18 protein-coding genes are annotated in these 17,785 nt (G+C 54.4%); 6 read left to right on the forward strand and 12 right to left on the reverse strand.

The window, feature by feature from the left end; all coding sequences use genetic code 11:
- Positions 1–8 precede the first annotated feature (8 nt).
- Genes potH through rlmC form a run of 4 tightly spaced genes read left to right on the forward strand, consistent with a single transcriptional unit; the run spans position 9 to position 3,522 of the window.
- Positions 9–962, forward strand: coding sequence for a putrescine ABC transporter permease PotH (gene potH / locus AC07NP_RS02410; RefSeq protein ID WP_494659462.1), 954 nt, complete (start codon positions 9–11; stop codon positions 960–962).
- On the forward strand, positions 959–1,804 hold the full coding sequence (potI, locus tag AC07NP_RS02415; RefSeq protein ID WP_494659463.1) for a putrescine ABC transporter permease PotI: 846 nt from the start codon (positions 959–961) through the stop codon (positions 1,802–1,804). Before potH ends, potI begins: the two co-directional genes overlap by 4 nt.
- Before the next feature lie 50 nt (positions 1,805–1,854).
- Positions 1,855–2,352 (forward strand): YbjO family protein, encoded by a 498-nt coding sequence (locus tag AC07NP_RS02420; protein WP_494659556.1) that lies wholly within the window; start codon positions 1,855–1,857, stop codon positions 2,350–2,352.
- 39 nt (positions 2,353–2,391) lie between these two features.
- Positions 2,392–3,522 carry a 23S rRNA (uracil(747)-C(5))-methyltransferase RlmC gene (rlmC, locus tag AC07NP_RS02425; protein WP_494659464.1) on the forward strand — a complete coding sequence of 377 codons (1,131 nt, stop codon included), beginning with the start codon at positions 2,392–2,394 and terminating at the stop codon, positions 3,520–3,522.
- A 153-nt stretch (positions 3,523–3,675) separates the two neighbouring features.
- Here rlmC and artJ read toward each other — a convergent pair whose 3' ends face one another.
- The 6 genes from artJ to AC07NP_RS02455 all read right to left on the reverse strand — a co-directional run bounded on the left by artJ (position 3,676) and on the right by AC07NP_RS02455 (position 8,280).
- Positions 3,676–4,407: an arginine ABC transporter substrate-binding protein ArtJ gene (gene artJ, locus AC07NP_RS02430; protein WP_203358326.1), complete on the reverse strand. Its 732-nt coding sequence runs from the start codon at positions 4,405–4,407 to the stop codon at positions 3,676–3,678.
- A gap of 179 nt (positions 4,408–4,586) precedes the next feature.
- Positions 4,587–5,255 carry an arginine ABC transporter permease ArtM gene (gene artM / locus AC07NP_RS02435; RefSeq protein ID WP_494659465.1) on the reverse strand — a complete coding sequence of 223 codons (669 nt, stop codon included), beginning with the start codon at positions 5,253–5,255 and terminating at the stop codon, positions 4,587–4,589.
- Positions 5,255–5,971, reverse strand: a complete 717-nt coding sequence (gene artQ / locus AC07NP_RS02440) for an arginine ABC transporter permease ArtQ (protein ID WP_203358325.1) — start codon at positions 5,969–5,971, stop codon at positions 5,255–5,257. The genes artM and artQ overlap by 1 nt, the downstream gene beginning before the upstream one ends.
- Before the next feature lie 6 nt (positions 5,972–5,977).
- A complete protein-coding gene (gene artI / locus AC07NP_RS02445) occupies positions 5,978–6,709 on the reverse strand; it encodes an arginine ABC transporter substrate-binding protein ArtI (protein ID WP_192611726.1) in 732 nt (243 codons plus the stop codon).
- Positions 6,710–6,726: 17 nt separating this feature from the next.
- Complete coding sequence (artP, locus tag AC07NP_RS02450) at positions 6,727–7,455, reverse strand: arginine ABC transporter ATP-binding protein ArtP (protein ID WP_203358324.1); 729 nt, start codon at positions 7,453–7,455, stop codon at positions 6,727–6,729.
- A gap of 306 nt (positions 7,456–7,761) precedes the next feature.
- Positions 7,762–8,280, reverse strand: a complete 519-nt coding sequence (locus AC07NP_RS02455) for a lipoprotein (RefSeq protein ID WP_494659466.1) — start codon at positions 8,278–8,280, stop codon at positions 7,762–7,764.
- 127 nt (positions 8,281–8,407) lie between these two features.
- On the opposite strand from AC07NP_RS02455, the gene AC07NP_RS02460 reads away from it, so the two are divergent.
- Positions 8,408–8,731: a heavy metal-binding domain-containing protein gene (locus tag AC07NP_RS02460; RefSeq protein ID WP_001160726.1), complete on the forward strand. Its 324-nt coding sequence runs from the start codon at positions 8,408–8,410 to the stop codon at positions 8,729–8,731.
- Complete coding sequence (locus tag AC07NP_RS02465) at positions 8,728–9,558, forward strand: N-acetylmuramoyl-L-alanine amidase (protein ID WP_494659467.1); 831 nt, start codon at positions 8,728–8,730, stop codon at positions 9,556–9,558. The genes AC07NP_RS02460 and AC07NP_RS02465 overlap by 4 nt, the downstream gene beginning before the upstream one ends.
- Here the strand turns inward: AC07NP_RS02465 and AC07NP_RS02470 are convergent.
- The 6 genes from AC07NP_RS02470 to hcp form a co-directional block, all read right to left on the reverse strand.
- The gene (locus tag AC07NP_RS02470) at positions 9,555–10,568 is read right to left on the reverse strand and encodes a 3-beta-hydroxysteroid dehydrogenase (protein ID WP_494659468.1); all 1,014 of its coding nucleotides are present in this window, start codon (positions 10,566–10,568) and stop codon (positions 9,555–9,557) included. The genes AC07NP_RS02465 and AC07NP_RS02470 overlap by 4 nt on opposite strands.
- 98 nt (positions 10,569–10,666) lie before the next feature.
- Positions 10,667–12,097 (reverse strand): SDR family oxidoreductase, encoded by a 1,431-nt coding sequence (locus AC07NP_RS02475; RefSeq protein ID WP_494659469.1) that lies wholly within the window; start codon positions 12,095–12,097, stop codon positions 10,667–10,669.
- Positions 12,098–12,107: 10 nt separating this feature from the next.
- Positions 12,108–13,109 carry a low-specificity L-threonine aldolase gene (gene ltaE / locus AC07NP_RS02480; RefSeq protein WP_203358319.1) on the reverse strand — a complete coding sequence of 334 codons (1,002 nt, stop codon included), beginning with the start codon at positions 13,107–13,109 and terminating at the stop codon, positions 12,108–12,110.
- A 38-nt stretch (positions 13,110–13,147) separates the two neighbouring features.
- Positions 13,148–14,866 carry a ubiquinone-dependent pyruvate dehydrogenase gene (gene poxB / locus AC07NP_RS02485; RefSeq protein ID WP_494659470.1) on the reverse strand — a complete coding sequence of 573 codons (1,719 nt, stop codon included), beginning with the start codon at positions 14,864–14,866 and terminating at the stop codon, positions 13,148–13,150.
- 178 nt (positions 14,867–15,044) lie between these two features.
- Positions 15,045–16,013, reverse strand: a complete 969-nt coding sequence (gene hcr / locus AC07NP_RS02490) for an NADH oxidoreductase (RefSeq protein WP_192611734.1) — start codon at positions 16,011–16,013, stop codon at positions 15,045–15,047.
- Between the two features lie 11 nt (positions 16,014–16,024).
- A complete protein-coding gene (gene hcp / locus AC07NP_RS02495; protein WP_494659471.1) occupies positions 16,025–17,677 on the reverse strand; it encodes a hydroxylamine reductase in 1,653 nt (550 codons plus the stop codon).
- Positions 17,678–17,785: the final 108 nt, after the last annotated feature.

The following is a 17,785-nucleotide window of genomic DNA, read 5'->3' on the forward strand; positions in this document are numbered from 1 at the left end:
GAGCGAAGATGAGTACACTTGAACCTCCGGCACGCGTGAACAAACACAGCAATTTCACGCTGTTTATGTCGCGTATGCAAATGAAGCACGGGCGCAAGATGGTCATTGCGCTGCCCTATATCTGGCTGATCCTGCTCTTTCTGCTGCCGTTTCTGATTGTCTTTAAAATCAGTCTGTCGGAGATGGCGCGGGCGATTCCGCCGTATACCAATCTGATGGAGTGGGCTGACGGGCAGTTGTCTGTCACGCTCAATCTGGGGAATTTCCTGCAACTGACGGACGATCCGCTCTATTTTGACGCGTATCTGCAATCACTTCAGGTGGCGGGGATTTCGACACTCTGCTGTTTACTGCTGGGGTATCCGTTGGCGTGGGCGGTGGCGCACAGCAAATCTTCGACGCGCAACATCCTGCTGTTGCTGGTGATTTTACCGTCATGGACCTCGTTTTTGATCCGTGTTTATGCCTGGATGGGGATCCTGAAAAACAACGGGGTGCTGAATAACTTCCTGATGTGGCTGGGGGTCATCGATCAGCCGTTGACGATTCTGCACACCAATCTGGCTGTGTACATTGGAATTGTGTATGCCTATCTGCCGTTTATGGTACTGCCGATTTATACCGCGTTAACGCGCATTGATTATTCGCTGGTGGAGGCCTCGCTGGATTTAGGGGCAAAACCGTTGAAAACCTTCTTCAGTGTCATCGTGCCGCTGACGAAGGGCGGCATTATTGCCGGGTCGATGCTGGTCTTTATCCCGGCGGTCGGGGAGTTTGTGATCCCGGAATTGCTCGGTGGTCCGGACAGCATCATGATAGGTCGCGTGCTCTGGCAGGAATTCTTCAACAACCGTGACTGGCCGGTCGCTTCTGCGGTGGCCATTATCATGCTGTTACTGCTGATCGTACCGATCATGTGGTTCCACAAACATCAGCAAAAAAGTGCGGGGGAACACGGATGAATAACTTACCGGTAGTCCGTTCGTCCTGGCGAATCTTCATTCTGGTGCTTGGTTTTACCTTCCTCTATGCGCCGATGCTGATGCTGGTGATTTACTCCTTTAACAGCTCCAAACTGGTGACGGTCTGGGCGGGCTGGTCCACGCGTTGGTACGGCGAGCTTTTTCACGATGAAGCGATGATGAGCGCAGTCGCCCTGAGCCTGACCATTGCCGCCTGTGCGGCCACCATGGCGGTGATTCTCGGCACCATTGCTGCCGTGGTGATGGTTCGCTTTGGGCGTTTTCGCGGCTCCACCGGGTTTGCGTTTATGATAACGGCGCCGCTGGTGATGCCAGACGTCATTACCGGACTGTCGTTGCTGCTGCTGTTTGTGGCATTGGGACACGCTATCGGCTGGCCGGCGGATCGTGGCATGTTGACCATCTGGCTGGCGCACGTCACCTTCTGTACCGCGTATGTGGCGGTGGTGATTTCATCAAGGTTGCGCGAACTGGATCAATCGATTGAAGAGGCGGCGATGGATCTTGGCGCCACACCGTTGAAAGTGTTCTTTGTGATCACCTTGCCGATGATTATGCCGGCGGTGATCTCCGGCTGGCTGTTGGCCTTCACGCTCTCGCTTGACGATCTGGTTATCGCCAGCTTTGTGTCTGGTCCTGGTGCGACGACCTTACCGATGCTGGTTTTCTCCAGCGTACGAATGGGGGTTAACCCGGAAATAAACGCCTTAGCGACCCTGATCCTTGGGGTGGTCGGAATTGTCGGATTTATCGCCTGGTATCTGATGGCACGTATGGAAAAACAACGGATCCGCGATATCCAGCGTGCAAGACGCGGCTGAAGAAACTAAAATCTGCCCACCTGGCTACACTCTGCCGCGCTTGTCGCGGCATTGCTTTCACGGAAGAGAACACGTTGGGATTTTTTAAAAAATCAGCCTCATCACATGCTCGTTTGAATGTCCCTGCTTTGGTGCAGGTGGCGGCGCTCGCCATTATTATGATCCGCGGCCTTGACTTGCTGATGATTTTTAACACGCTTGGCGTGCCGGGAATCGCTGAATTTATTCATCGCAGCGTGCAGACATGGAACCTGACCCTGGTCTTTTTGGGGAGTCTGGTACTGGTATTTGTCGAAATTTTCTGCGCGTTTTCGTTAGTCAAAGGGCGCAACTGGGCCCGCTGGATCTATCTGCTGACCCAGGTCATTGCGACCGGTTATCTGTGGGCGGCTTCGCTGGGGTACGGCTATCCTGAACTGTTCAGCATCGCAGGCGAGTCAAAACGTGAGATCCTGCGTACCCTTGTGATGCAAAAACTGCCCGATATGCTGGTTTTGCTGCTGCTGTTTATTCCTCCCGCCAGCCGCCGGTTTTTCCGCCTGCAATAATGTGTATAATCACCGCCCTGGTAATTTGAAGGTTTTCTTATGCACTGCGCACTCTATGACGCAGGTCGCTGCCGCTCTTGTCAGTGGATCACAGCGCCGATAAGCGAGCAACTCGCCGCCAAAACAGCCGAACTGCAAAACTTGTTGACCGAACGCCCGGTCACCGAGTGGTGTGCGCCTGTCTGCGGCCCTGAACAGGGATTTCGCAATAAGGCGAAAATGGTGGTCAGCGGCAGCGTGGAGAAACCACTGCTGGGAATGCTTCATCGTGATGGCACGCCGGAAGATCTCTGCGATTGCCCGCTGTACCCTGCCTCTTTCGCCCCCATTTTTGCGACGCTGAAACCGTTTATCGCACGGGCTGGACTGACGCCCTACAATGTGGTGCGCAAGCGTGGCGAACTGAAATACATCCTGCTGACACAAAGCCAGCAGGATGGCGGCATGATGTTGCGCTTTGTGTTGCGTTCAGAGGCTAAACTCGGGCAATTACGTGCGGCGTTGCCGTGGTTACTGGCGCAGTTACCCCAACTGAAGGTCATTACCGCGAATATCCAGCCTGTGCATATGGCTATCATGGAAGGGGAGACGGAAATCTTCCTGACTGAGCAACAGGCGCTGGCGGAACGTTTTAACGGCGTACCGCTGTGGATCCGCCCACAGAGCTTTTTCCAGACTAACCCCGTAGTGGCAAGTCAATTGTATGCGACGGCGCGTGACTGGGTGCGACAGCTTCCGGTCAATCATATGTGGGATCTATTCTGTGGCGTTGGCGGGTTTGGCCTGCACTGCGCGACGCCGGAGATGACATTGACCGGAATTGAAATCGCTCCGGAGGCGATCGCCTGCGCAAAGCAATCCGCCCGTGAATTAGGGTTACAGAATCTGCATTTTCAGGCGCTGGACTCAACCCAATTTGCCACCGCTCAGGGAGGCGTGCCTGAACTGGTGCTGGTCAATCCACCGCGTCGCGGTATTGGGAAGGCGCTGTGTGACTATTTAAGCCAGATGGCGCCGGAATATATTATCTATTCCAGCTGTAATGCACAGACAATGGCGAAAGATATCGGTGAATTACCGGGTTATCGCATTGAACGCGTCCAGCTTTTCGATATGTTCCCGCATACTGCCCATTATGAAGTGCTGACGCTGCTGGTCAGGCAATCATAAAGCCGCTTATCACTACACCGTTCACTTAAGCCAATGGATTAGGGGAAACACCGGGTTTGGTTCCCGGAGGGACGCCAAACCCGGTGGTCGCCCCGGATATCTCGGTCTTAAACTAACGGTGTTAGCTTATCGCGGCTTTATTCATTTCCGGTCTTACTGCGGGAACCATTGATCGCTGATTTTCTTATACGTGCCGTCGGCTTTAATGGCGGCCAGCGCACCGTTCAGTTTTTCCAGCAGGGCTTTATTATCCGGGCGGACGGCGATGCCAAGACCGGTGCCGAAGTATTGCGGATCGGTCACTTTTTCCGTGGCAGTGCCCAGCTGTGGGTTAGTTTTCAGCCACTCATTCACCACCGCGGTATCGCCAAATACGCCATCAATACGGCCATTCTTCAGGTCGATAATCGCATTTTGATAGCTGTCATAGGCCACGGTTTTTACCTCAGGGTGTTTGTCCTGCAGGTACTTCTGGTGGGTGGTGCCGTTTTCCATACCGATACGCTTGCCCTTCAGATCCGCGAAGGTTTTGTAGGTCTCTTTTTTCGCAATCACCAGCGCAGAGTTGGCGTAGTAAGGCGTGGTAAATGAGACCTGCTTGCTGCGTTCCGGCGTGATATCCATACCCGAAATCACCGCGTCATATTTTTTGAATTTTAAGGCGGGGATCAGGCTGTCAAAAGCATGATTGGTAAAAGTACATTCAGCCTGCATTTGTTTGCATAATGCTGTCGCCAGATCGATATCAAAACCGACAATTTTGTTGTTCGCATCCATCGATTCAAAAGGGGGGTAAGTGGCGGAAACGCCAAAATTGATCTTTTCAGCCGCTGCGGCGCCAGTTGCAAACGTTGCGAGTAATGCAGCCAGAACTAACTTTTTCATTGTGAAACTCCCGTCTGTCAATCTTATGATTTTTACCGTGTCTGCGGTACGAATTCACAATGCCATTTAATGAATTTATATGCAATAAAAACGATTAATTATTTTTTTGAGAAATAAAAAAAGACGGACAGTTGTGAGACTTGTCCGTCTTGTTGCTTCGCAGTTATGCAGTTTAAGGCTTAATTTCTGCGCTCAAACGCCAGGGCTTTACGCTCGACCAAACGCATCAGCAGCGTCAGCAGGCCGTTAACGATCAGGTAAATGACGCCTGCCGCGCCGAAGACCATCACATCATAGGTGCGACCGTACAGCAACTGACCATGTCCCATCACTTCCATCAGCGTAATGGTGTACGCCAGCGAGGTACTTTTGAAGACCAGTACCACTTCGTTAGAGTAAGAGGAGAGGGCGCGTTTAAAGGCGTACGGCAACAGAATCGCCAGCGTGTCTTTTTTGCTCATCCCCAGCGCGCCGCAGGACTGCCATTGGCCCTCTGGAATGGCGCGGATAGCGCCATAGAACAGTTGCGTGGTATACGCTGCGCTGTTCAGAGATAACGCAATTAACGCGCACAGCCACGGCTCCGAGAGCAGATGCCACAGAACCGGATACTCCTGCAGTGACGGGAACTGTCCTGGTCCGTAGTAGATCAGGAAGATCTGCACCAGCAGCGGTGTTCCGGTAAACAGCGTGATATAGATGCGAACCACCCAGACCAGCACGGGTGTTTTCAGCGTCAGGATGATGGTGAAAATCAGTGCCAGGATCAGGGCAACCACAATCGACGCCACGGTCAGCGTCAGGCTGGTATGCAGCCCTTTCATTAATTCAGGTAAATACTCAAGCATCAGCCCGGTCTCCGTTCAAAACGTGTCGCGCGCAGGTCAATGCGTTTGAGAATGTACTGACTAACCAGGGTGATGACCAGATAGATAGCCGCCGCCACGATGTACCATGTGAATGGTTCCTGGGTTCGGGTGGCAATACTTTTTGTTTGCAGCATCAGGTCGTTGACGCTGATAAGACTGACTAACGCGGTATCTTTCAGCAACACCAGCCACTGGTTACCCAGTCCCGGCAGAGCATGACGCCACATTTGCGGCATCACCAGGCGAAAGAAAATCGCCGCTTTTGACAGACCCAACGCCTGACCCGATTCCCATTGCCCGAGCGGAACAGCTTTCAACGCCCCACGCAGAGTCTGCGAGGCATAGGCCGCATACAGCAGCGACAAGGCAATCACACCGCAGAGAAACGGACTAACGTCGAAGTTTTCGATCTGCATTTGCAGCGGAATCTGCACAACGCCGAGGTTAATAGTGAATCCGTCCGACAGCATTAACAGCAGCTGAGAGGAGCCGAAATAGATAAACAGCACGACCAGAATTTCTGGCAGTCCGCGCAGAATCGTGACCAGCGCCGAACCTGCCCATGCAACCGGACGCCATTTTGCTGACTCCCAGACTGCAAAGAACATGGCGAGCGCCAGGCCAATGATCAGTGCGCAAACGGCAAGGCCGACGGTCATCCCGGCGGCGCTTGCTAAAGGAAAAAATTCATTCATCAAGGATTACTTCTGGAACCATTTGTTATAGATGGTTTCGTACGTCCCATCTTTCTTCACTTTTTCCAGCGCAGTGTTGAATTTCTGCTGCAGCTCGCTGTTGCCCTGACGGACCGCAATGCCCAGACCTGTGCCGAAGTAATCTTTATCGGTGACTTTGTCGCCCACCGGTGCCAGCTTCGGATTGTCCTTCAGCCATTCAGTCACCACAGCGGTGTCACCAAAGACGCCATCAATACGGCCGTTTTGCAGATCCAGTTTGGCATTCTGGTAGCTGTCGTACGGAACGGTCGTGATTTCCGGATGCTTATCCATGATGAATTTCTGGTGCGTGGTGCCGTTTTGTACACCGACTTTTTTGCCTTTCAGCTGATCAACGCCGGTAAATTTACCCTGCTGACCAATGAACAACGCAGAGTTGTCGTAGTACGGGGTGGTGAACAGCACCTGTTTTTCACGCTCCGGCGTGATATCCATCCCCGCCATGACCGCATCGAAACGACGGAATTTGAGGCTTGGGATCAGGCTGTCAAACGCCTGGTTAGTGAACGTACAGGTCGCATCAATCTCTTTACACAGCGCATTCGCCAGATCAACGTCAAAACCGACGATCTTGTTGTTAGCGTCCATGGATTCAAACGGAGGATACGACGCTTCAGTAGCGAAACGAATGGTCTGGGCTGCTGTAGCAGAAAGGCTAAAACTGGCAATTAGCGCGGCAATCAGAACTTTTTTCATTGTCATTGTCCCGAAACTTAGTGAGAGAGATAGTTTTTAAATGCATCGGTCTGCGGATCCGCAAAGCAGCTCGCATCCCCTTGCTCGACGATATGACCGTTTTCCATATACACCACGCGGCTGGCGGTTTTACGCGCCACTTCCACTTCGTGAGTGACGATCACCTGAGTAATGTTGGTTTCAGCCAGTTCACGAATGATACTGACGATTTGGGCAGTGATTTCCGGGTCCAGCGCGGCTGTCGGTTCATCAAACAACAGAATCTGGGGTTCCATCATCAGCGCGCGCGCAATGGCCACACGCTGTTGTTGACCGCCGGAAAGGTGCAACGGGTAACGATCGCTGTACGGCTTCAGACGCAGACGTTCCAGCAGTTTTTCCGCGCGCGCCAGCGCCTGGTCTTTGCTCAGACCCAGTACGCGGCAGGGCGCTTCAATCAGATTTTGTTGTACCGTGAGATGGGGCCACAGATTGTATTGCTGAAAGACCATGCCCACGTTCTGACGCAGCTCGCGAATCGCCTTATCGGAAGGCGATTTCATGAAGTCGAAATGGTTACCTGCGATAGTGAGTGTGCCGGAACGCGGCATCTCAAGCAGATTGAGTACGCGCAGTAGCGAGCTTTTACCCGCCCCGCTTGGGCCAAGTAACACCAGTGTTTCGCCCTGAGGGCAATCCAGCGTGATATCGAACAGCGCCTGATGCGCGCCGTAGAAGCAGTTAATGCCGTTTAATTGAATACTCATTGACACTCGTATACTGGCAGTCTGATAGCTATTGAAGCCGCAGATACTACCTTTGACAGAATAGTTATGCAATATTTATGCGTTAAAAGTTAAATGCAAACCGCATTCTTCACTAAACATAGCACAAAATAGCGGAGTCGGTGGGCGGCAAGAATAATTGTCGGCATTCTATGCAGAATGCCAGACAATTTATGGGGGTTATGATTTAGGCATCTGAGGGGATAAGCAGAAGACCTTCTGGCTATCATGCCGCGAGGCTGCCGGATGGCGCTACAGTTTACAACGCCTTATCCGGCAAGCCGGGGGTTAGCGGTTCTCGATCGACTGGCGTAACGTACCGGCTGGCGCATCAACGCTGCCGCCCACATAGCGTACATCGTCAATCACCCAGCACTGGCCTTCATGAATCATCAACACTTCATCACGCCAGCTTTGCGTCCCCTGTTTTTGCTCTACGCGCAGCGGAATATTACGTGCATCACTATTCGGAATAGTCGACGCGCTGGCAACGCTGGCGCTATCCGGCAGCGCAGAGCGGCTTGAGAACGGATCGCTGCCCATCAACTGACTGTGATTCTGATCGCGACTGGCATCGGTCAGTAATTTCGCCAGATTATCGCTCAGGTAAGGGCGAAGAGCGGTAATGTCATTGTTACGGTGCTGGATGCGGTAATCATAGAACTGTTGAGCCACGCTGTCCGGGCCGCCTTCTACGCAGGAGCCGCTACGCGAACCATTGTCCTTGTATGCGGGGGTTACGGTCGTTGTACAGGCGCTGAGAAGCAGCGCGCAGGGAACAAGCAGGGAGAGTGTGCGGTAGCGCATAGTGATTTCCTTATTAAGCTTTCTGCATAAAAGCTGTCTACGATAATGAATAATATCTTTTCAATGATAGCGTATCGGTCCGATAATGCTTTTGAGATCGAGTGCTTAGGCAAATAAGGAGACCAACATGCAGTTTTCGACTACCCCAACGCTGGAAGGACAGAGCATCGTGGAATATTGCGGTGTAGTGACCGGAGAGGCGATTCTCGGCGCTAACATTTTCCGCGATTTCTTTGCCGGCATTCGCGATATCGTCGGTGGCCGTTCCGGTGCCTATGAGAAAGAGTTGCGTAAAGCGCGTGAAATCGCCTTCCAGGAACTGGGCGAACAGGCGAAAGCGCTGGGCGCAGACGCGGTGGTTGGCATCGACATCGATTACGAAACCGTCGGCAAAGACAGCAGTATGCTGATGGTGAGCGTCAGCGGTACGGCAGTGAAAACACGCCGATGAGACGTGGGTTGTGGCTCATCGCGCTCACGCTGCTCTTAGCGGGATGTGCGGGTGAGAAAGGCATCGTCGATAAAGCCGGGTATCAACTGGATACCCGTCGCCAGGCGCAGGCGGCGTATCCGCGTATCAAAGTGCTGGTTATCCATTACACCGCGGATGATTTTGATTCTTCCCTGGCGACGCTGACCGATAAAAACGTCAGTTCGCACTACCTGATCCCTGCCGTCCCTCCGCTTTATGGCGGCAAGCCGCGGATCTGGCAGCTTGTGCCTGAGCACGATCTGGCCTGGCATGCGGGGATCAGCTACTGGCGAGGCGCCACGCGTATCAACGACACCTCAATCGGCATTGAACTTGAGAATCGCGGGTGGCAAACGTCAGCGGGAACAAAGTATTTCGCTCCCTTTGAGCCCGCGCAGATCCAGGCGTTGATCCCGCTCGCGAAAGAGATCGTCACCCGCTATGACATCAAACCGCAGAATGTGGTGGCGCATGCGGATATTGCCCCACAGCGCAAAGACGATCCGGGACCGCTCTTTCCGTGGCGTGAGCTGGCGGCACAGGGCATTGGCGCGTGGCCAGACACCGCTCGAGTGACGTTTTATCTGGCCGGGCGAGCGCCGCACGCCCCCGTGGATCCCGCCGTATTGCTGGATTTACTGGCGCGCTACGGCTATGAGGTGAAACCAACGATGACGCAGCGCGAACAGCAACGGGTGATTATGGCGTTCCAGATGCACTTCCGCCCGGCGTTATGGAACGGCGTGGCGGATGCAGAAACGCAGGCGATTGCTGAAGCGCTACTGGAGAAGTACGGGCAAGATTAACGCGGCAGCTTACCGTGGTCGCGAAGCCAGGCGGCGGTGCGTTCAATCCCTTCGTCCAGGGTAATGACGGGCTGGTAACCCAGCTCTTCCTGCGCACGAGAGGTATCCAGCGTAAAGTCGAAGTTCAGCTTCGACACGCCGTAGTGCGTTAATTTGGGCTCTTTCGCTGATTTATTGCCAAAGCGTTCCATACTGCGGGCGATCATATCCAGCATCGGGTAGGGCACGGAGCGAATACGGCAATCAATATTTAACTCAGTAATGAGTTTCTGCACGATGCTGCGCAATGTGCGGTGTTCACCGTTGGTTATGTTATAGACGCGACCCGACGGTAATGAATCACAGGCGTCCTGACTGGCCAGCCACATGGCATGGATGGCATTTTCGTAATAGGTCATGTCCACCAGCGCGCTGCCCCCGTGCGGCAACAGGATGCTACCGTAATGGTACATCATGTGCGCCAGACGCGGGATAAACACCTTATCGTGGGGACCGAACAGACTTTGCGGGCGGAACACGGTAAACCGCGTTTGCGGGTTGGCTTGCGCTAACAGGCTGATCACCTCTTCGCCAGCGGCTTTACTGCGTGCGAACTCATTCGCGAATCGGTGAGGGCGGAAGTCCTCTTTGATGTCGCGATGGTGGTGGTAATCGAAATACAGTGAGGGGGAAGAGATATGAATAAAGTTACGTACGCCCCAGGCAACGGCCCATTCACCCAAGCGACGGGTAGCGCGAACATTGGCCAGATCGAAGGCTTCCTGCGTTCCCCACGGTGAGGTAAAACTGGAGCAATGCCACAGTGTGTCAATACCTGCGAGCATCACCTTGGCTTGCGAAGAGACCAGTTCGGTCAAATCCGCATGCACGAATTCTGCCCCCATCTTCTCCAGCAGCTTCCCCATCGCTTCATTGCGACCGGTGGCTCTGACGCTGATGCCTTTATTGCGCAAAAACTCAACCGCGTTTCGACCTAAGCCGCTGGTGGCGCCGGTAACCAGTACCTTCATATCAATCCACTGTGTTTAATAAAACGTCGTGCGCATTCTTCCGTGAATTACGTCTGTATGCAATGGGAAACATGAAACAATACAGTATGTTTTTATTACTAATCTGTGATTTGTTCCGCAAGTCTGGCAATTCGTTTCGCCATACCGCGAAAAATAAACAGATGCGCGGGGATCATCAGCAACCAGTAGAAGAGTCCGGGCATTCCGTGCGGATGCCACCAGGCACGCACATCTATCTGTCGGTGGTCGCCTTTGTCTTCGAGTGTAAAACTCAGACGACCCAACCCCGGGGCTTTCATGCCAAACAGCAACGTGAGTTGTTTTTCTGGCTCGACGATGATCACTTTCCAGCTGTCTACCGTATCGCCCACCTGCAAAAGCTCACGCGCGGGTCGACCTTTTGCCAGTTTATGGCCGATCAGCCTGTCCATCAGCGCCCGGGTCTGCCACAAAATATTGCCGAAGAAGTAACGCTCTTTCCCGCCGAGACGGTTCACCACCTGCCATAACGCTTTCAGACTGGCGGGGGTCTTGACGGTAAAGCCAGCCTGTTTGGCAAAATAACCGTATTCCGGACGCCAGCGGGCAAACGCCAGGGCGTCGTATCCCCAGTCGCTGGAGTTCACCAGCTTTTCCTCTTCTTTCAGCGTACTGCGAACGGCATCGTCAAAGGTGATGAGCGTTTGCGGTATCAGCGCGCGCAGTGCGGTGTCGTCGGCCAGCAGATCGTGTTTCAGCCCCTGTATCAATGCTTTTGCTGTGGTGGGCGGCACCGAAGTAATGACGTTTAAGAACCAGACTGAAATCCAGCGGGTCGGGAAAGGGATGGGAATCAGCAGTCGGTGTTTGCCGCTGACGGCCATAAAGTGCTCAAACTGTTCCTGATAGCTCAGTACCTGCGGTCCGGCAGCTTCGAGAATGCGATGTTCGCGGGCAGGATGGTCCAGCAGTGCCACCAGATAGTGGAGTAAGTTTTCCAGCGCAATGGGCGTGGTGCGTGAGCGTACCCAGCGCGGCGGCGTCAGCACCGGCAGGTTATAGACCATGTCGCGCATCACTTCGAAGGCGGCGGAACCGGCTCCGACAATAATACCGGCGCGCAACTCGGTGACCGGTACGCCGGAATCACGCAGGGTTTCCGCCGTGAGCTGCCGCGCGCGCAAATGTTCAGATTGCTCATGCACGGGAGCCTGCAACGAACTAAGAAAAATCAGCTGTTTGACCGGGGTGTTTCGCAGCGCATCGCGGACGTTCAGCGCCACCTGACGTTCATGGGCGATAAAGTCGCCTTTTTCGCCCATGCCGTGAACCAGATAGTAAACCGTATCGACCTCAGCCAGCAGAGGCGCGAGATTATCCGGCCAGTTCAGATCAACTTTATGGCAACTGACATTCGTCAGTTGCTGTTTTTCCAGTCGTTCAATACGACGTGCCGCCGCCAGTACCTGATGCCCCTGTTGGCTGAGTACCTGCACCAGATGTTGACCAATATAACCACTGGCGCCAAGCACCAAAATTCGTTGCGGCACGTCTGTCTCCTTAGCGATGTAAAAAAGCGCGCCAGTGGGCGACAACGTCGGCAAGCTGCTCGCGCGATACGTCCAGATGCGTGACCAGACGAACAATCGGCGAAGCGTTGATCAGCACGTCGTGCGCGCGCATATGCTCGCCTAATGCGGCGGCATTCTCTTCGCCAACGCGGACAAACAGCATGTTAGTGTCGTGGCGCATCACGTCAGCCCCGGCTTCACGCAGCTGCTCTGCCATCCAGGCGGCATTGTCGTGATCGTCCTGTAAACGTGCGACGTTATTTTTCAGAGCATACAGCCCAGCGGCTGCCAGAATTCCGGCCTGGCGCATGCCGCCGCCGGTCATCTTACGCCAGCGGGTTGCGCGTTTAATATAGTCATGGCTGCCGACCAATAAAGAGCCTACTGGCGTCCCCAGACCTTTCGACAGACAGATGGTGAATGAATCGCAATACTGCGTGATCTCTTTAAGCTCGCAGCCATAAGCGACCACCGCGTTGAAAATACGCGCGCCGTCAACGTGCAGCGCCAGACCGCGCTCACGGGTGAACGTCCACGCCTCTTTTAAATATTCGCGCGGCAGCACTTTCCCGTTGTGGGTGTTTTCAAGGCTGAGCAGGCGGGTACGGGCAAAATGGATATCGTCCGCTTTGATCTTTGCCGCTACTTTATCCAGCGGTAGCGTACCGTCGGAGGCGGCATCGATAGGCTGAGGCTGAATGCTGCCCAGCACCGCGGCACCACCGGCTTCATATAGATAATTGTGCGCTCCCTGACCGGCGATATACTCTTCGCCGCGCTCGCAGTGGCTCAGCAGCGCCACCAGATTGGCCTGGGTGCCGGTAGGTAAAAAGAGCGCTGCTTCTTTGCCGGAAAGCTCGGCCGCGTACTGTTGCAACGCGTTAACGGTGGGGTCATCTCCATACACGTCGTCCCCGACCGGGGCGGCCATCATTTCTTCAAGCATGGCGCGACTCGGACGGGTAACGGTATCACTGCGTAAATCGATCATGGCACATTCCTGGTGTTTAAAAGGCGATGTGCATTGTTTTACCTGAGCCAGTTGGTTTTTGCCAGTTCGATCACTTCGTCGCCGCGTCCGCTGATGATCGCGCGCAGCATGTACAGACTAAAACCTTTGGCCTGCTCCAGTTTGATTTGCGGAGGAATAGCCAGCTCTTCTTTCGCGACAACCACGTCGACCAGCACCGGACCGTCGATGGACATCGCTCTTTGCAGGGCTTCATCAACGTCTGAGGCTTTTTCCACGCGAATGCCGGGAATGCCGCAGGCTTCGGCGATGCGGGCAAAGTTGGTGTCGTGCAGTTCGGTGCCGTCAGTGAGATAGCCGCCTGCTTTCATTTCCATCGCCACAAATCCCAGCACGCTGTTGTTGAAGACGACAATTTTCACCGGCAGTTTCATCTGCACGACAGAGAGAAAATCGCCCATCAGCATACTGAATCCGCCGTCGCCGCACATCGCCACCACCTGACGCCCCGGCGCGGTCGCCTGTGCGCCCAGCGCCTGCGGCATCGCATTGGCCATTGAACCGTGGTTAAACGATCCGAGCAGGCGGCGTTTGCCGTTCATTTTCAGGTAGCGCGCCGCCCAGACGGTGGGTGTGCCGACATCGCAGGTGAAGATGGCGTCATCGGCGGCGAAATGGCTGATTTGCTGCGCCAGATACTGCGGGTGAATGGCTTTGTCGCTCGGTTTTGCCAGGTCGTCCAGCCCTTTACGCGCGTTGCGATAGTGCTCCAGCGCCTTATCGAGGAATCTGCGGTCGGTTTTTTCTTCCACCAGCGGCAGCAGCGCGCTGAGCGTTGATTTGATATCGCCAACCAGCGCCATATCGACCTTGCTGTGGGCGCCGATGCTGGCGGGGTTGATATCTACCTGAATAATTTTGGCGTCAGCGGGATAGAAGGCGCGATAGGGGAACTGGGTGCCGAGCAGGATCAGCGTGTCGGCATTCATCATGGTATGAAACCCGGAGGAAAAGCCGATAAGCCCCGTCATGCCTACATCGTAGGGGTTGTCGTATTCGACATGCTCTTTGCCGCGCAGGGCGTGAACAATCGGGGCTTTGATTTTGGCGGCAAACTCGACCAGCTCTTTATGGGCGCCTGCGCAACCGCTGCCGCACATCAGCGCAATATTGCTGGAATAGCGTAACAGCTGCGCCAGTTTTTTGAGCTCTTCGCCATTAGGTGTGACAACGGGTTGCGGCGCGTGGTACCAGTGCGTACTGGCGCCCTCTGGCGCAGGTTTCAGCGCGACATCGCCCGGCAGCACGACAACTGAAACGCCGCGATTCAGCACCGCCTTACGCATTGCAATCGCCAGAACCTGTGGGATCTGTTCTGGGCTGGAAACCAGCTCGCAATAGTGGCTACATTCACGGAACAACTCTTGCGGGTGGGTCTCCTGGAAATAACCGCTCCCTATTTCGCTGGAGGGGATATGAGCGGCAATGGCCAGCACGGGAACGTGATTGCGATGACAATCGAAAAGACCGTTAATCAGGTGCAGGTTACCCGGACCACAGGAGCCCGCACACACCGCCAGTTCGCCAGTAAGCTGCGCTTCCGCGCCAGCGGCAAAAGCCGCTACCTCCTCATGGCGGGTCGACATCCATTCAATCGTTCCCATGCGATTAAGGCTGTCACTCAGACCGTTCAGTGAGTCGCCCGTCACACCCCAGATACGTTTCACGCCAGCCTGTTCAAGGGTTTTGGCAATAAAAGTAGCAACGGTTTGTTTCATGGTTTTCCATCTCCTTAAATGTGATACCGGTTACAAGTTTAGTCGAAGATGGCGGTTGTGCTTTTTATTTTCCCTTTGTTTTGTATGGGGTTAACGTGTTGTGCTGCTGTGCGCGAAGCATAAAAAAAACGGCCACCGTTTCCGATGACCGTTTCCGTTGTGGGCCGAATAAGGCGGTTTACGCGAGCACTAAATCACCCTGTGGATGGCAGGAACAGGCCAGTACATAGCCTTCGGCGATCTCTGCATCGGTCAGCGTCATGGTGCTGGTGACCGTGTAGTTACCATCCACCACTTTGGTTTTGCAGCAACCGCATACACCGGCACGGCAGGCGACGGTGAGCGGTATGTTATTGCTTTCCATCGCTTCCAGCAGCGTGGTGCCGACCGGCGCATAAAACGCTTTTGCGGGCTGTAGCTTCGTGAACTTCAGACCGTCGGTTGCGGCTTCAGCGACAGGCGTGAAGAACTTCTCTTTAAAGAAGCGGGTGACGCCGAGCGCCTTTACTTCCTGCTCGACCAGATCCATATACGGCGCCGGACCACAAGTCATAACGGTACGAGACGTCAGATCAGGAACACGTTGCAGCAGTTCAGTGGTCAGGCGGCCTGACACAAAACCGTCGGTGGCATCATTTTCAGCGACCAGCGTTACCGGATACTGACGCCACTCCTGCGCGAAAATGACATCCTGCGGCGAGCGCACGTTATAGATAACCTGCACATCGGCCTGCGGGCGATATTTTGCCAACCAACGGCGCATTGACATGATCGGCGTCACGCCGCAGCCTGCCGCCAGCATCAGGAATTTCTCTTCGGCTTTATCTTCGCAGGTAAAGTCGCCCATCGCATCGGAGAGCCAGAGGTAGTCGCCGCGTTTGACATCACGGGTTAACCACTGTGAGCCCGCACCGTCATCAATACGGCGAACGGTCAGCGTAATGTACTCACTGACGCCCGGCGTGGAAGAGAGGGTGTAAGCACGCAGCGTCTCTGCCGAGTTGCGTACGCTGACCAGCGCATACTGCCCGGCGCGGTACGGATAATAGTCGTGGCACAGCAACGAAATCGTCCAGACATCCGGGGTTTCCTGATGAATGTGATGAACCTGCATCCGCCATGGGCACTGATGGGTTGGCATTGTCATGATGTAACTCCTTACGCGCTCAGCAGTTGCTTCATATCTTCTTCAACGGTGGTGACGGAACGCAGACCAAATTTCTCGTTGAGTACGGCCAGCAGGTCCGGGGTGAAGAAGCCTGGCGCTGTAGGGCCGGTGACGATGTTTTTCACACCCAAAGACAGCAGGGTCAGCAGGATCACAATCGCTTTCTGTTCGAACCAGGAAAGCACCAGAGACAGCGGCAGATCGTTCACGCCACAGCCCAGTTTTTCTGCCAGTGTGACCGCCAGAATAATGGCTGAGTAAGCGTCATTACACTGACCTGCATCAACCAGACGCGGCAGACCTTCGATATCGCCGAAGTCCAGTTTGTTGAAGCGGTATTTGCCACAGGCCAGGGTCAGGATCAGACAGTCGTCCGGTACGCTGGTGGCGAAATCGGTGAAGTAGTTACGTTCACCGCGCGCGCCGTCGCAGCCGCCGACCAGGAAGATGTGACGCAGTTTTTCACGGCTCACCAGATCGATAAGCGTATCCGCAGCGCCCAGCAGCGTCTGACGACCGAAACCGACGGTGATCAGGTGCGGGATCTCACTGTACGGGAAGCCTGCCATCTGCTGCGCCTGAGCGATAACCGGACCGAAGTTGTCACCTTCGAGGTGGCTAACGCCCGGCCAACCGACGATGCTGCGGGTCCAGATACGGTCGTCATACGCGCCAACGGTCGGGTCGATGATGCAGTTAGAGGTCATCACGATAGGGCCTGGGAAGCGGGCGAACTCTACCTGCTGGTTCTGCCAGCCGCTGCCGTAGTTACCGATCAGGTGTTTGAATTTACGCAGTTCCGGGTAACCGTGCGCGGGCAGCATTTCGCCGTGGGTGTAGACGTTAACGCCGGTGCCTTCGGTTTGTTCCAGCAGGTTGTAGAGATCTTTCAGGTCGTGACCGGAGATCAGAATACATTTGCCTTCGGTGGCTTTAACGTTGACCTGAGTCGGTGTTGGGTGACCGTATTTGGTGGTTTCACCGGTATCCAGAATGCTCATCACTTTGAAGTTCATCTGACCGATTTCCATTGAGCACTCCAGCAGAGCGTTCATATCGGAAGGCCAGGTGCCCAGCCACGCCATAATTTTGTGGTACTGCGCGTAGATATCGTTGTCGTACTGACCGAGTACGTGCGCGTGCTCCATGTAAGCCGCAGCACCTTTCAGGCCGTACAGGCAAAGCAGACGCAGGCCGAGAATGTTTTCGCCAATGGTGGCTTTGTCTTTATTTGGGGTAAATTCAGCGGCCTGACGTTGCAGTGCGCCCAGATCGTCGCTCGCCAGTTGCAGGTCAGCCATCGGGTTGTTGACGGCGGCGTTGGCGTCGATGTTCAGACACTGCGCTTTCAGCGCTTCACGCATCGCGATGGCTTCGCGGGCGTAGCCGACAATGCGGGGTGAATCGAAGTTAACGTTGGTCAGCGTGGAGAAAAACGCACGCGGCGCAAAGTTATCAATCTCGTGGTCAATGATGCCGTATTCACGGGCTTTAGCAGCCCATGCAGACAGACCTTGTAGGGAGGCAATCAGCAGATCCTGCAGATCGGAGGTTTCAGCCGTTTTACCGCACATACCCTGCGCGTAAGAGCAGCCGTTTCCTGCCGGAGTACGGATGGTTTGTTCACATTGCACACAAAACATGGTCACACCTTTTAAAGTTATATTTAATATACACCTTTAAGATTATGCCTGTGCGCGAAGGGATAAAAGGGATTTCTGATACAACTTGCAGGGAGATTGATTTAGCGC

The organism is Citrobacter sp. GW821-FHT07H02 (assembly GCF_059418505.1).

What these genes read in the sequence shown, in the direction of transcription:
- potH (WP_494659462.1), top strand. Translation starts at nt 9, where the DNA reads ATGAGTACACTTGAACCTCCGGCACGCGTGAACAAACACAGCAATTTC.
- AC07NP_RS02460 (WP_001160726.1), top strand. Translation starts at nt 8,408, where the DNA reads ATGCAGTTTTCGACTACCCCAACGCTGGAAGGACAGAGCATCGTGGAA.
- artI (WP_192611726.1), bottom strand. Translation starts at nt 6,709, where the DNA reads ATGAAAAAAGTTCTGATTGCCGCGCTAATTGCCAGTTTTAGCCTTTCT.
- potI (WP_494659463.1), top strand. Translation starts at nt 959, where the DNA reads ATGAATAACTTACCGGTAGTCCGTTCGTCCTGGCGAATCTTCATTCTG.
- AC07NP_RS02455 (WP_494659466.1), bottom strand. Translation starts at nt 8,280, where the DNA reads ATGCGCTACCGCACACTCTCCCTGCTTGTTCCCTGCGCGCTGCTTCTC.
- AC07NP_RS02465 (WP_494659467.1), top strand. Translation starts at nt 8,728, where the DNA reads ATGAGACGTGGGTTGTGGCTCATCGCGCTCACGCTGCTCTTAGCGGGA.
- AC07NP_RS02470 (WP_494659468.1), bottom strand. Translation starts at nt 10,568, where the DNA reads ATGAAGGTACTGGTTACCGGCGCCACCAGCGGCTTAGGTCGAAACGCG.
- hcp (WP_494659471.1), bottom strand. Translation starts at nt 17,677, where the DNA reads ATGTTTTGTGTGCAATGTGAACAAACCATCCGTACTCCGGCAGGAAAC.
- artM (WP_494659465.1), bottom strand. Translation starts at nt 5,255, where the DNA reads ATGCTTGAGTATTTACCTGAATTAATGAAAGGGCTGCATACCAGCCTG.
- poxB (WP_494659470.1), bottom strand. Translation starts at nt 14,866, where the DNA reads ATGAAACAAACCGTTGCTACTTTTATTGCCAAAACCCTTGAACAGGCT.
- hcr (WP_192611734.1), bottom strand. Translation starts at nt 16,013, where the DNA reads ATGACAATGCCAACCCATCAGTGCCCATGGCGGATGCAGGTTCATCAC.
- rlmC (WP_494659464.1), top strand. Translation starts at nt 2,392, where the DNA reads ATGCACTGCGCACTCTATGACGCAGGTCGCTGCCGCTCTTGTCAGTGG.
- ltaE (WP_203358319.1), bottom strand. Translation starts at nt 13,109, where the DNA reads ATGATCGATTTACGCAGTGATACCGTTACCCGTCCGAGTCGCGCCATG.
- artJ (WP_203358326.1), bottom strand. Translation starts at nt 4,407, where the DNA reads ATGAAAAAGTTAGTTCTGGCTGCATTACTCGCAACGTTTGCAACTGGC.
- artP (WP_203358324.1), bottom strand. Translation starts at nt 7,455, where the DNA reads ATGAGTATTCAATTAAACGGCATTAACTGCTTCTACGGCGCGCATCAG.
- artQ (WP_203358325.1), bottom strand. Translation starts at nt 5,971, where the DNA reads ATGAATGAATTTTTTCCTTTAGCAAGCGCCGCCGGGATGACCGTCGGC.